At 64.3% G+C, this 13,613-nt stretch carries 11 protein-coding genes; 1 reads left to right on the top strand and 10 read right to left on the bottom strand.

The window, feature by feature from the left end:
- Nucleotides 1–53: 53 nt before the first annotated feature.
- From ABIB99_RS20155 to ABIB99_RS20135, 5 genes are all read right to left on the bottom strand, one after another.
- Entirely contained in the window at nt 54–650 is a 597-nt protein-coding gene (locus ABIB99_RS20155) for a glutathione S-transferase family protein (RefSeq protein WP_354177260.1), read from the bottom strand.
- A gap of 164 nt (nt 651–814) precedes the next feature.
- The gene (locus ABIB99_RS20150; protein WP_135214064.1) at nt 815–1,630 is read right to left on the bottom strand and encodes a hypothetical protein; all 816 of its coding nucleotides are present in this window, start codon (nt 1,628–1,630) and stop codon (nt 815–817) included.
- A gap of 2 nt (nt 1,631–1,632) precedes the next feature.
- Entirely contained in the window at nt 1,633–2,469 is an 837-nt protein-coding gene (locus tag ABIB99_RS20145; protein ID WP_354177259.1) for a hypothetical protein, read from the bottom strand.
- A 90-nt stretch (nt 2,470–2,559) separates the two neighbouring features.
- Nucleotides 2,560–3,024, bottom strand: coding sequence for a GNAT family N-acetyltransferase (locus ABIB99_RS20140; RefSeq protein WP_354177258.1), 465 nt, complete (start codon nt 3,022–3,024; stop codon nt 2,560–2,562).
- Between the two features lie 76 nt (nt 3,025–3,100).
- Complete coding sequence (locus ABIB99_RS20135; protein WP_028150571.1) at nt 3,101–4,027, bottom strand: hydrogen peroxide-inducible genes activator; 927 nt, start codon at nt 4,025–4,027, stop codon at nt 3,101–3,103.
- A gap of 114 nt (nt 4,028–4,141) precedes the next feature.
- Between ABIB99_RS20135 and katG the strand changes: the two genes are divergently transcribed.
- The gene (gene katG / locus ABIB99_RS20130) at nt 4,142–6,307 is read left to right on the top strand and encodes a catalase/peroxidase HPI (RefSeq protein WP_354177257.1); all 2,166 of its coding nucleotides are present in this window, start codon (nt 4,142–4,144) and stop codon (nt 6,305–6,307) included.
- Nucleotides 6,308–6,384: 77 nt separating this feature from the next.
- On the opposite strand, the gene pnp is transcribed toward katG, so the two are convergent.
- From pnp to infB, 5 genes are all read right to left on the bottom strand, one after another.
- Entirely contained in the window at nt 6,385–8,541 is a 2,157-nt protein-coding gene (gene pnp / locus ABIB99_RS20125) for a polyribonucleotide nucleotidyltransferase (protein WP_354177256.1), read from the bottom strand.
- Between the two features lie 375 nt (nt 8,542–8,916).
- A complete protein-coding gene (gene rpsO / locus ABIB99_RS20120) occupies nt 8,917–9,186 on the bottom strand; it encodes a 30S ribosomal protein S15 (protein WP_008131787.1) in 270 nt (89 codons plus the stop codon).
- A 2-nt stretch (nt 9,187–9,188) separates the two neighbouring features.
- Nucleotides 9,189–10,307 carry a tRNA pseudouridine(55) synthase TruB gene (truB, locus tag ABIB99_RS20115; protein ID WP_354177254.1) on the bottom strand — a complete coding sequence of 373 codons (1,119 nt, stop codon included), beginning with the start codon at nt 10,305–10,307 and terminating at the stop codon, nt 9,189–9,191.
- Nucleotides 10,304–10,735, bottom strand: coding sequence for a 30S ribosome-binding factor RbfA (gene rbfA, locus ABIB99_RS20110; protein WP_028150575.1), 432 nt, complete (start codon nt 10,733–10,735; stop codon nt 10,304–10,306). Before rbfA ends, truB begins: the two co-directional genes overlap by 4 nt.
- A gap of 156 nt (nt 10,736–10,891) precedes the next feature.
- Entirely contained in the window at nt 10,892–13,600 is a 2,709-nt protein-coding gene (gene infB / locus ABIB99_RS20105) for a translation initiation factor IF-2 (protein ID WP_071908927.1), read from the bottom strand.
- Nucleotides 13,601–13,613: the final 13 nt, after the last annotated feature.

The raw sequence follows: 13,613 nt of genomic DNA, 5'->3' as shown, positions 1-13,613 counted from the left end.
GAGACGCGGTGGGCACGCTCCGCTTTGCCCACCCTACGAGTTCTGAGCTTGCCTCACCCCGCCGCGATCTTTTCCGCCCGCTGGAACGCCGGCCGCGCCATGCAGCGCGCGAGATAGGCATCGAAGGCCGGGCGCGACGGCACCATCTTGAACAGGCGGACCGCGAAGTTCAGGCCGGAGCCGACCGTGATGTCGGCGGCCGAAAATTCCTCGCCGAGGATCCACGGTCCCTTCGCGAGCGCAGCTTGCAGCACGTCGAACACCTGTGTCGCGCTGCCCCAGGCCGCGGTCGAGGTCGGGATCTCGATCTTGGTGAAGATCTGGATGATGGCAGGCTCGATGCAGCCCGGCGAGAAGAACAGCCATTGCAGATAGCGCGCACGGCGCGGGTCGGCCACGGCAGGCGCCAGCTTCGTGTCGGGATAGCGGTCGGCGATGTAGGCGCAGATCGCGGCGGCTTCGCCGAGCGCGGCATCGCCGTCGCTGAGCGCCGGCACCTTGCCCATCGGATTCACCTTCAAATAATCCGACGCTTTCTGCGCACCGGTCGAGATGTCGGTCAGCACGCGCTCATAGGGCAGCCCGCTCTCTTCCATCAGCCAGAGCGTCGTGAACGAGCGCGAGCGTGGCGACCAATAGAGCTTGATCATGGAGCGGACCTTTCATCGGCGAGAGGTAAACAGCGCGCAATTCATGGCGCGTTTGCCGCGTATTCGCAACGCACTACGCCTAGGCAAGAGGTCAGCTGCGCGAACGACATGTTGGTCAACGCGACCGGTTGACGGTGGCGTTCTCAAGCAGCGCGCAGGATGTCCTAGTGCCGGAGCAAGGGCGGCAATGTCTTGTCGAGACTTGCCGTCAGCATGGCGCGCACGCCGTCGCGCAGTACCGGATTATTGGCAACATCCGCAGGCTTCTCCGGAAACATTGTCCGATCCAGCTCGCGCGATGGTCCACCAAGCGGATTGCGCAGCAAGCGGTCGACGTAGGTGTCGTCAGTCATCAAGGCCTGCGCTTCCTTGATCAACGTAAAAGTCCCGCCGTCGTAAACACGGATGTACATTATCGCGTAGAGATGCACGGATCCGTCGTAGGGGTACCGCGAGATTCCAATGCCGTATTCGCGATGCGTTCCGCCGTGCCGGTGCACGACGACATAACGTTCGCAACGGAGTCTTGGTGCGAGAAACCGAACGAAGTCCGCGATGTCTCTTTCGGCACGGTAGAAGAACGGATTTTGCTCCCGCCGGCCACCGGATTTCAACTCTTCCCTTGTGTAGGAGATTCTACGCACGGAGCGGCCGGGCGCAGCCGCGCGAACACGGGACACGACGAGGTCGTCGAGTGCCCACGTGGTCACGGAGGCCCGCGAGTATTTGTCGAGGAACTCCAGGGGACCGAAGTTCTTAATCATGAAGAGATCGCCGGCGATCGGGATGACGCCGATCTGACATGGGCCGCTCTCTGCTGGTGTCGTTGGGGACGCGTTCGATGACTTGGCCGTGCTCGTCTTTGACGCAGCCTGGGCCCCGACTCCCGCCGTCGAGAGCAGATGAGCCGCGACGATTATCGCGAAGGCCTGCATCGCCTTGATCGTCGCTTTCTTACGAGCTTGGCTTCCTTTCAGCATCGTCACTGCACGAAATATGGCGGCAGGATCTTGTCCAGCCGTTTGGTCAGGAAGTCGCGCGTGGTGTCGCGCAGGGCGGTGTTGTTGGCGGAGTCCGCGGCCGCCTCCGGAAACATGGACTTGTCCACCTTCTGCAAAAGCTCGTTCGAAACGAAGTTGTCTGCCATATGCTTCATGACACCTTCGAACGTCACGGCGGGGCCCTTCATGATCTCGAAGGTGCGGCCGTCGACCCATGTCACGCCGATATAGGCGAAGACATACGCGTAGGAGATGAGACCGACACCCCGGCTGAAGATGCCGACGCCGCTGAGCGACTGATTGGTCCCGTCAAGCTGTCCTTCGCTGCGCATGACGACGAGATAGCGCTCGCAACCGGCATTACCCGCGACCTGCCGGATCAGGTTCGACAGCTCTTCACGCTGATTGCGGAACAGGCCGGATTTGGGGTGGTAGTAGGAATCGAGCGCGCCCTTGGCGTAAGTGATCCGTCGCACCGGCGTGTTGCCTGCTGCGGCCCGCGCCCGCGCAAAGACGAGGTCGTCAAGGCCCCAGGATACCGGGACTTCCGCATAGTCGTTGCCGAACACGGTCAGACCGATCTTCTGGACGACAAAGATGTCGGCGGTCCCAGCAATCACGCCGACGCCGCAAGGACCAGCAGTCGCCGACTCCGCAGGCTTCGGCGTCGCCTTCGGCTTCGTCGTCGCTTTCTTGGCTGTCGGCTTTGCCTGTGGTGCGGTCTGAGCGGCGGGAGCGGTGGTTGCGGGAGGGGTTTGCGCTGCTGCCGAAGTCAGGAAGGACAGCAGGATGAGCACCGGGGCAGCAAGTCGAAACATGGATTCCAAGGATCAGAGGCGGGAGGTCATCGGATACGCCACACTAGGGTGGGATCGTGACAACCGCAAGCTGCAGCCCGAGATCGCTGTCTATCCGGTGAGCCGCTGCCGCTTCCACCGATAATACCTCATCACGAACCCGTTCGACGGCTCGATCTCTTCCTTCTCGAACACAAAGCCTTCGCGCTCGTACCAGCGCCAGGCTCTTTCGTTTTCGCGGACGCAGCGCAGGTACATTTCATCCGGCATTTGCGTGCGCGTGAAGGCGAGCAACTGCCGTCCGAGCGATTGGCCTTGGTAGGCGGGCCCGACGAAAAGCATGTCGAGATAGAGTTTCGGCAGATGCAGCGCCAGCATGGCGGCGATCGTACCGTTGTCGTCGGCCACGAACAGGCTCCAGCCGTTCTCGATCTCGCGCCTGATGCGTGCGCGCAGATTTGCCAGCAGGAATTCGCTCGCCTCGGCGAGGCCGGTGGAGACCCAGCTTTCCATCCAGACGCGGCCGATCTCGTCATATTCGTCGGTGCGCGCGGGACGGATGACGGGATCAGACATTGGTGCTCTCAGTTCGATCTGCCGCCTTGCGCGGGGGCTCGCTTGAATGATCCCGGCTATTCAGGAAAATTCCCGCCTACCCACGTTGGCCGCGCGTGGCTTGCCGCGGGCGCGCCTTGCCGGCCGACAGGCACACCACCTCGGAGATCTGCAGCAGCTGCCGCGCCAGCGGGCTGGTCTTGCGCCAGACCATGCCGATGGTGCGCGAGGGCTCGGGATCGCGGAAGCGCGACAGCGAGACCGAGGCCGATCGTGTCTCCACCGACACCGCCATTTCCGGGATCAAGGTGACGCCGATGCCGGCGCTGACCATCTGGACCAGCGTCGACAGCGAATTCGCATCCAGCATCTCGCGCGGCGGCGCCGATTGCATGTTGCAGAACGACAGCGCCTGATCGCGGAAGCAGTGCCCCTCTTCGAGCAGCAACAGCCGCATCTCGCGCATCATCTCGCGCGATGGCACCGGTGTGCCTTCGTCGGAGCCCGGCCGCACCAGCAGGAATTTTTCATCGAACAGCGCGACTTCGGTGAGCGAAGGCTCGGACACCGGCAGTGCGACGATGGCCGTGTCGAGCCGGCCTTCGACCAGTTCCTGGATCAGCCGCGGCGTCATCGTCTCGCGCACGCGGATGTCGAGCTCCGGATGCATGCGCGTGAGATTCTTGGTGATCTTCGGCAGCAGATAGGGCGCGATCGTCGGGATCATGCCGATCCGCAGCCGGCCCGCAAACCGGTCCTGCGAGGCGCGCGCGAAATCGCCGAGCTCATCGACCGAGCGCAGGATGTCGCGGACGCGCGGTGCGAGCTCCTCGCCGAACCGGGTCAGTGCCACCTGCCGGGCGCTGCGCTCCAGCAGCAGGCCGCCGAGCGCCTCCTCCAGTTCCTTGATCTGCATCGACAGGGCCGGCTGGGAGATCGAGCTTGCCTCCGCGGCGCGGCCGAAATGGCCGTGACGCGCCAGCGCGTCGAAATATCTGAGCTGGCGCATCGTCACGTTGGCCATCAGAAAATCCTATCGCAGCGATCATTAAAGTCAACTTCCCCTGATCGAATGCGAAGCCTAGAGTAATTCTACCTGGTCAAAGGCGCGAGTTCGACGCCACCAGAGGAGGTATTCATGGATGACACTTCGAAGTGCCCGTTTTCGGGCGGAAAACCCACGCGCGTGAACCGCGACTGGTGGCCGACCCAGCTCAGCATCGAGATGCTGCACAAGAATTCCACCCTGTCCGACCCGATGGGCAAGGAGTTCGACTATGCCAAGGAGTTCAAGTCGCTCGACCTGAATGCCGTCATCAAGGACCTGACGGCTCTGATGACGGACTCACAGGAATGGTGGCCTGCCGATTTCGGCCACTATGGCGGCCTCATGATCCGCATGGCCTGGCACAGCGCCGGCACGTATCGCACCACGGACGGCCGCGGTGGCGCCGGAGCCGGTCAGCAGCGTTTCGCACCGCTCAACAGCTGGCCCGACAACGCCAATCTCGACAAGGCGCGCCGTCTGCTCTGGCCGATCAAGCAGAAATACGGCCGCAAGATCTCCTGGGCCGATCTGATGGTGCTCGCCGGCAACGTCGCGCTGGAATCGATGGGCTTCAAGACCTTCGGTTTCGCCGGCGGCCGCGCCGACGTGTGGGAGCCGGAAGAGCTCTATTGGGGTCCTGAAGGCACGTGGCTGGGCGACGAGCGCTACAGCGGCGAACGCCAGCTCGCCGAGCCGCTCGGCGCGGTGCAGATGGGCCTGATCTACGTCAATCCGGAAGGCCCGAACGGCAAGCCTGACCCGGTCGCTGCGGCAAAGGACATCCGCGAGACGTTCGCCCGCATGGCGATGAACGACGAGGAAACCGTCGCGCTGATCGCCGGCGGCCACACCTTCGGCAAGACCCACGGCGCGGGCGATCCGTCGCTGGTCGGTCCGGAGCCGGAAGCGGGCGCGCTCGAGGATCAGGGCCTCGGCTGGAAGAGCAAGCACGCTTCGGGCCTGGCGGGCGATTCCATCACCAGCGGTATCGAGGTGACCTGGACGACGACGCCGACGAAGTGGAGCAACAACTTCTTCGAGAACCTGTTCAAATACGAATGGGAGCTGACGAAGAGCCCGGGCGGCGCGAATCAGTGGACGGCCAAGGGCGCCGAGGCGATCATTCCGGATGCCTTCGACAAGTCGAAGAAGCACCGGCCGACGATGCTGACGACCGACCTCTCGCTGCGCCTCGATCCGGCCTACGAGAAGATCTCGCGTCGCTTCCTGGAAAACCCGGATCAGTTCGCGGACGCCTTTGCCCGCGCCTGGTTCAAGCTCACCCACCGCGACATGGGTCCGATCCAGCGCTATCTCGGCCCGCTGGTGCCGAAGGAAACGCTGATCTGGCAGGATCCGATTCCGAAGGTGAACCACGAGCTGGTCGGCGACCAGGACATCGCCGCGCTGAAGACCAAGATCCTGGCTTCGGGCCTCTCGGTCTCCGAGCTGGTCTCGACCGCGTGGGCGTCGGCCTCGACGTTCCGCGGCTCGGACAAGCGCGGCGGCGCCAACGGCGCGCGCATCCGTCTGGCCCCCCAGAAGGATTGGGAGGTGAACCAGCCGGCTCAGCTCTCCAAGGTCCTCGGCAAGCTCGAAGCGATCCAGAAGGACTTCAACGCATCAGCCGGTGCGAAGAAGGTCTCGCTCGCCGACCTCATCGTCCTCGGCGGTTCTGCCGCGGTCGAGAAGGCCGCGAAGGATGCCGGCGTCGACGTGAAGGTTGGCTTCACGCCGGGCCGCATGGATGCCTCGCAGGAGCAGACCGACGCGGACTCCTTCGCCCCGCTGGAGCCCCGGGCCGATGGCTTCCGCAACTACGTCGGCAAGAAGCATCAGTTCCTGCAGCAGGAGGAAGCTCTCGTCGATCGCGCGCAGTTGCTGAAGCTGAGCGGACCCGAGCTGACGGCGCTCGTCGGCGGCCTGCGTGTACTCGGCGCCAATGCGAACGGTTCGAAGCACGGCGTCCTCACAGCGAAGGTGGGCACGCTGAGCAACGACTTCTTCATCAACCTGCTCGACATGAGCGCGCAGTGGACGCCGGCGGCTGACGGTACCTACGAGGCCCGCGACCGCAAGACCAACGCGGTGAAGTGGACCGGCACGCGCGCCGACCTGATCTTCGGTGCGCACTCGCAGCTCCGCGCCTTCGCCGAGGTCTATGCCTCGTCGGACGCCAAGCAGCAGTTCGTGCAGGACTTTGTGAAGGCCTGGACCAAGATGATGAACCTCGACCGGTACGACCTCGCGGCCTGATCCCTGAGCTTTAAGCAAGCGACAAACAAAAAGGGCGGCCGAGAGGCCGCCCTTCGTGTTTCTGATATGCGGAGCGATTACTCGCCGGCTGCTTCGCGCTGGGCCTTCTCGCCGTCGCCGCCCTTGCCCTCGAGGTCTTCGCCGGTGGTCTGGTCGACCACCTTCATCGACAGCCGGGTCTTGCCGCGGTCGTCGAAGCCGAGCAGCTTGACCTTGACCTTGTCGCCTTCCTTGACGACGTCGGAGGTCTTCTGCACGCGCGCCGAAGCGAGCTGGCTGATGTGAACGAGACCGTCCTTGGAGCCGAAGAAGTTCACGAAGGCGCCGAACTCCATCACCTTGACGACGGTGCCGTCATAGATCTGGCCGACTTCCGGATCGGAGGCGATCGACTTGATCCACTTGATCGCGGCCTTCATCGCCTCGCCGTCGCTGGAAGCGACCTTCACGGTGCCGTCGTCCTCGATGTTGACCTTGGCGCCGGTCTTCTCGACGATCTCGCGGATCACCTTGCCGCCGGTGCCGATCACTTCGCGGATCTTGTCGGTGGCGATCTTGAAGGTTTCGATGCGCGGCGCGTATTCGCCGAGCTCGGCGCGGGCGTTGGTGAGCGCCTTGGCCATCTCGCCGAGGATGTGGATACGACCATCCTTGGCCTGACCGAGTGCGACCTTCATGATCTCTTCGGTGATGCCCTCGATCTTGATGTCCATCTGGAGCGAGGTGATACCCTGTTCGGTGCCGGCCACCTTGAAGTCCATGTCGCCGAGATGGTCTTCGTCACCGAGGATGTCCGAGAGAACCGCGAAGCGCTTGTCTTCGAGGATCAGGCCCATCGCGATGCCCGCGGTCGGCCGCTTCAACGGCACGCCGGCATCCATCAGCGCCAGCGAGGCGCCGCAGACCGAAGCCATCGAGGACGAGCCGTTCGACTCGGTGATCTCCGACACCACGCGCGTGGTGTAGGGGAACTCGTGATGCGGCGGCAGCACCGGGTGGATCGCGCGCCAGGCCAGCTTGCCGTGGCCGATCTCGCGGCGCTTGGTGCCGCCGAGGCGACCGGTCTCACCGACCGAGTAGGGAGGGAAGTTGTAGTGCAGCAGGAACGTCTCTTTGTACGTTCCGGACAGCGCGTCGATATACTGCTCGTCCTCGCCGGTGCCGAGCGTGGTCACGACCAGCGCCTGGGTCTCACCGCGGGTGAACAGCGCCGAGCCGTGGGCGCGGGGCAGCACGCCGACTTCGGCGATGATGTTGCGCACGGTCTTGCTATCGCGGCCGTCGATGCGCTTGCCGGTGTCGAGGATGTTCCAGCGAACGATCTTCGCTTCCAGCTCCTTGAACACGCCGCCGATGCGCAGCTTGTCGTATTTCGGCTCCTGCCCTTCGGGGAAGTAGTGAGCGATCACCTTTTCCTTGACCTTGCCGACCGCGGCGTAGCGATCCTGCTTGACCGGAATGGCGTAGGCGGCGCGCAGCTCCTGCTCGACGAGGCCGAGCATTTCCTTCTCGAGCGCCGAGTTGTCGATCACCGTGACTTCGCGCGGCTCCTTGGCGGCCTTCTCGGCGAGCTCGATGATGGCGTTGATCACCGGCTGGAAATGGCGGTGACCGAACATCACCGCGCCGAGCATGATGTCCTCGTTGAGCTCCTTGGCTTCCGATTCCACCATCAGCACGGCGTCGGCCGTGCCGGCGACCACGAGGTCGAGCTGGGTGTCGACCATCTCGTCGAGCGTCGGGTTGAGAATGAACTCGTCGTTGGCGAAGCCGACGCGCGCTGCGCCGATCGGGCCCTTGAAGGGCGCGCCGGACAGGGTCAGCGCGGCCGATGAGGCCACCAGCGCCACGATATCGGGATCGTTCTCCATGTCGTGCGACAGCACGGTGACGATCACCTGGGTCTCGTTGCGCCAGCCGTCGACGAACAGCGGACGGATCGGACGGTCGATCAGGCGGGAGACCAGCGTCTCCTTCTCGGTCGGACGACCCTCGCGCTTGAAATAGCCGCCGGGAATGCGGCCGGCTGCGTAGGTCTTCTCCTGGTAGTCGACCGTCAGCGGCAGGAAGTCGACGCCTTCGCGCGGCGCCTTCGCCGCGACAACGGTGGCGAGCACCACGGTCTCGCCATAGGTGGCGACGACGGCGCCGTCGGCCTGACGCGCGATCTTGCCGGTTTCAAGCTTGAGAGGGCGTCCACCCCAGTCGATCTCGACTGAATGCTTATTGAACATAGAGGTCTTCTTTCATGGGTTCTCGAAAGAAGGACGGCCCGAAAAACAAAAACCATGCGCAAGATTGCGGGACGTTGATCGAAGCGGGCGATCAGCGTCCTGCGATCCTGCCATGGTTTTCGGATTTCGGATGGCGTCCATCCTTTCGGGTCATACGGGCGCCTTGCCCGTTGTGCCCAGCCGCCGGATTGCTGCTGGACTGTCAGTCGGCACGAACGCGAACACCGGATTGCGGTCCTCGCCCATCGTGCCCGGGTGCTAGCCGTCAACGGCTCGCACCCGACGCGCACGCAGCCTCGATCAAAAACCTTTAAACAAACGCTTTCGTTCGAAACCGCGCACGAAAACGCGCGCCAGTGGCGCGCGCAGGAACACTTAACGACGAATGTTGTGCTTCTCGAGCAGCGCCTTGTAACGCGCCTCGTCCCTCTTCTTGAGGTAGTCGAGCAGCGAGCGGCGGGTCGAAACCAGCTTCAAGAGGCCGCGACGCGAATGGTTGTCCTTCACGTGGGTCTTGAAATGGTTGGTGAGGTTGTTGATGCGTTCCGACAGGATCGCGACCTGAACCTCCGGCGAGCCGGTGTCGCCGGCCTTGTTGGCATTCGTCTTGATGACTTCCGCTTTGCGTTCTGCGGCAATCGACATCGTCAATTTCTCTCGTTGCGACCGGTGCTGGCAGTCAGACCGGTCAGGTTGAACACACGCTTGGGGATGATTTCGCCGTTGCCGACTTCAGCAAGCGCCAATAGACGGCCTGCCACCGTGACATAGACTGTGCCGCTACTAGTGGGCGCATCCCGTCCGCGCAATAAAACGGCCTGGCCCCGATGGAGCCTTGCCGCATCAGCCCGAGTGACGGCCAGTGCCGGGATGTCGTCCAGCGCGGTCTCAACGGGCATAAGCGCGTCGGCGAGGCTGCCCTCGCCGGACGCGGCTCTATCGCATAAAGCCTCCAACTGATCCAGCGGAATCATGTCGTTCTCGTCAAATGGGCCGACCAGGGTCCGCCGCAGCGCGCAAATATGGCCGTAAGTGCCGAGAATCCGGCCCATATCGCGGGCCAGCGCCCGGACATAGGTGCCCTTGCCGCACTCCGCCTCGAACACCGCCCGGTCGTTATCCGGTTGATCCACAAGGGTTAAATGATGAATTTCGACCGGACGGGGGGCCAGTTCCACGATCTCGCCGTCGCGGGCCAGGTCATAGGCGCGCTCGCCCTGGACCTTGATCGCGGAATAGCGCGGCGGGATCTGCTCGATCACCCCGGTGAAGCGGGGCAGCAGGGCCAGGATGGCCTCCCGGGTCGGACGCTGGTCGGAGGTCGCGGTGACCCGGCCCTCGATATCATCGGTGTCGCGCTCCTCGCCCCAGCACACGGTGAACTGGTAGCGCTTGCGGCCGTCCATCACGAAGGGAACCGTCTTGGTGGCCTCGCCGAGCGCGATCGGCAGGCCGCCGGAGGCGAGCGGGTCGAGCGTGCCGGCGTGTCCCGCGCGCTTGGCGTTGAACAGGCGCTTGAGCACGGCGACGGCTTGCGTCGAGGTCATGCCGATCGGCTTGTCGAGCACGACCCAGCCATGGACGTCGCGGCGGTCGCGGCGCGGCTGGTTGCCCTTCTGCTTGTTGGCGCGGGGATCGTTGTTGACGCGGCGCGGCTCCTGATGCGGCTGGGAATCGCCGCCGAGATCCGCAAAATTATTTTTCTGCACGTCGCGCTGATCGGTCTCTTCGCCGCCGATCGTGCCGTGAGCCGGGTCCATCGTCATCGCTCTTCTTCCCGATCCGAATCCGGATCCTGTTCCAGGTCCTTCTGCACCGCAGGTGTTCGCAAAAGCTTCTCGATCCGTTCCGCTTCGTCGAATCGTTCGTCGACGCGGAAACGAAGGTCAGGTGCAAATTTCAGGTTAACGCGCCGCGCGACTTCGCCGCGCAGGAATTTCTTGTTGCGCTCGAGCGCAGCGATGATGACCTCGGTGTCGCGGCCACCGAGCGGCATCACGTAAACCGTTGCGAGCTTCAGGTCGGGCGACATCCGAACCTCCGGCACGGTGATGATGTGACCTTCGAGGTCCGCATCATGCACATTGCCTTGCGCCAGAATCTCGGCCATCGCGTGGCGAACCTGCTCGCCGACACGCAACTGGCGTTGCGAGCCGCCCGGCGCGGAACTTTTCTTCTGATGGTGGCGGGGCATGGTTGAAAATCACCTCGTCGTGCCCGCGTTTGGGACACGAGCATTGTCATTTGTCCTGTTGAAACGAATGCGGCGCGGATGGCCGGAATAAATCCGGCCATCGCACTCCCGCAATTTCAGCTCAAAAAGATCCGGGCGCTTCGGTAAGATTTGGACTTACAGGGAGCGCTGGATCGTCTCCACGCGATAACACTCGATCACGTCACCGGCACGCATGTCGTGGTAGTTCTCGAAGGCCATGCCGCACTCCTGACCGGACTGGACTTCCTTCACTTCGTCCTTGAAGCGCTTCAGCGTCGACAGCTTGCCTTCGTGCACGACGACGTTGTCGCGGATCAGGCGCACATTGGCGCCGCGTTCCACGGTGCCGTCGGTGACGCGGCAGCCGGCAACCTTGCCGACCTTGGAGATGTTGAAGATCTCCAGGATCGCGGCATTGCCCAGCATGGTTTCACGCAGGGTCGGCGCGAGCAGGCCGCTCATCGCCTTCTTCACGTCGTCCACGAGGTCGTAGATGATGTTGTAGTAGCGGATCTCGATGCCGTTGCGCTTGGCGGCCGCAGCCGCCTCCTTGTTGGCACGAACCGAGAAGCCGATGATCGCGGCGTTGAAGCCTTCCGCGAGCGTCACGTCCGATTCCGAGATGCCGCCGACGCCGGCATGCAGGATGCGGGCTGCGACTTCGTCGGTGCCGAGCTTCTCCAGCGAGCCGAGGATCGCTTCGAGCGAGCCCTGCACGTCGGCCTTGATGATCAGCGGGAATTCCTTGCGGCCCGCCGTCTTCAATTGCGACATCATCTGCTCGAGCGAGCCGCGCATGCCGGAGATCGAGGCAGCCGCGTTCTCGCGCTTCTGGTGCGCGCGATAGCTGGTGACCTGGCGGGCGCGGGCTTCGTTCTCGACCACCGCGAGACGATCGCCGGCCTCCGGCGGACCGTTGAAGCCGAGCACCTCGACCGGAACCGAAGGACCGGCCTCATGCACCGTCTCGCCCTGATCCGAGATCAGCGCGCGGACGCGGCCCATCTCGGCGCCGGCGACGATGATGTCACCGACACGAAGCGTGCCGCGCTGGACCAGCACGGTCGCGACCGGGCCACGGCCGCGATCGAGCTTGGCTTCGATCACGGTGCCTTCGGCCGGACGCTCCGAATTGGTCTTCAGGTCGAGGATGTCGGCCTGGAGCGCGATCATCTCGAGCAGCTTGTCGAGATTGGTCTTGTTCTTGGCTGACACTTCGACGTCGACGACTTCGCCGCCGAAGGATTCGACCTGCACCTCGTGCTGGAGCAGCTCGGTGCGCACGCGCTCGGGCTTCGCATCGGGCTTGTCGATCTTGTTGATGGCAACGATGATCGGCACCCGCGCCGCCTTGGCGTGGTTGATGGCTTCGATCGTCTGCGGCATGACGCCGTCATCGGCAGCAACCACCAGCACGACGATGTCGGTCACCTTGGCGCCGCGGGCGCGCATCGCGGTGAACGCGGCGTGGCCGGGCGTGTCGATGAAGGTGATCTTCTTGCCGCTTTCGGGCGACAGCACCTGATAGGCGCCGATATGCTGGGTGATGCCGCCGGCTTCGCCGGAGACGACGTTGGCATGGCGGAGCGCGTCGAGCAGCGAGGTCTTGCCGTGGTCGACGTGACCCATCACGGTCACGACGGGCGAACGCGTCTCGGTGTCGGTGGAATCGTCGGTGGCGTCGAACAGGCCTTCTTCAACGTCGGACGCGGCAACGCGCTTGACGGTGTGACCAAGCTCTTCGGCGATCAGCTGCGCAGTGTCGGCGTCGATCACGTCGGTGATCTTGTGAATCGCGCCCTGCTTCATCAGCATGCGGATGATTTCCACCGCGCGCTCGGCCATGCGGTTGGCGAGCTCCTGGATGGTGATCGCTTCCGGAATGACCACCTCGCGGATGAGCTTTTCCTTCGGCTCGTTCGCGGCATGGCCCTTCAGGCGCTGAGTGCGGCGGCGGAACGAGGCGATCGAGCGCTCGCGCACGTCGTCGGCATTGAATGCGGTCACGACCGTCAGGCGACCGCGCTCCTTCTGCGGGCCGGGTTTGTGGGTGGGCTTGGGGGCTACCACGGGACGCGCGGCGCCGCCGGGACCGCGACGGATCTGGCGCGGACCATCGTCCTCGTCCGGTCCGGCTGCGACCGCGGGAGCGCGACCCAACGGGCCGCCTCCCGGCCTCGCGGTGGTCGTTCCAGGGCGCGCGGTGGTTGTTCCCGGGCGTGCCGTGGTCGTGGTGGTGCCGGGGCGTGCTGCGGGCGCGCCAGGACGTGGCGCGGGAGCGGCCGGGGCGGCAGTTGCAGGGCGCGCGGCTGACGCCGGCTGTTCGCCTTCGCCAAAACGCTTCTTGGCCTCGGTTTCGGCCTTGCGCTTGGCTTCCTCTTCGTGGCGGTGGCGCTCATCCTCGGCCTTGCGGCGGGCCTCGGCAGCTTCGCGCTCGACGCGTTCGGCGGCTTCGCGGACAGCGCGGCGCTGGGCTTCGTCTTCGGCCTGGCGGCGCTCTTCGACTTCGCGCACCTTGGCGTCGGCCAGCGCGCTGGCGCGGGCGGAACGTTCGTCCTCGGTCAGCGTGCGCAGCACCACGCCGGAGCCGGCGTTGCGGGGCGGAGCCGGGCGTGCCGGAGCGGGAGCAGGCGCGGCCGGTGCCGGCTTTGCAACAACCGCGGGAGCTTGCGGTTCGGGGCTGCCGTCGACGCGGCGCTTGCCGCGCTTCTCGACCACGACCTGCTTGCTGCGGCCATGGCTGAAGCTCTGACGCACAGTGCCCGTTTCGACGCGCGGCTTGAGCGATAGCGTCTTGCTCGGAACGCTCAGCTTCTTGTCGTCAGGGGTCTTGGTATCAACCATTCAGCAGTCCTAA

This window comes from Bradyrhizobium sp. LA6.1 (assembly GCF_040547805.1).
GTDB classification, from domain to species: domain Bacteria; phylum Pseudomonadota; class Alphaproteobacteria; order Rhizobiales; family Xanthobacteraceae; genus Bradyrhizobium; species Bradyrhizobium barranii.
Note: the sequence above shows the minus strand (reverse complement) of the source record. Positions and strands in the feature narration are given on the sequence as shown.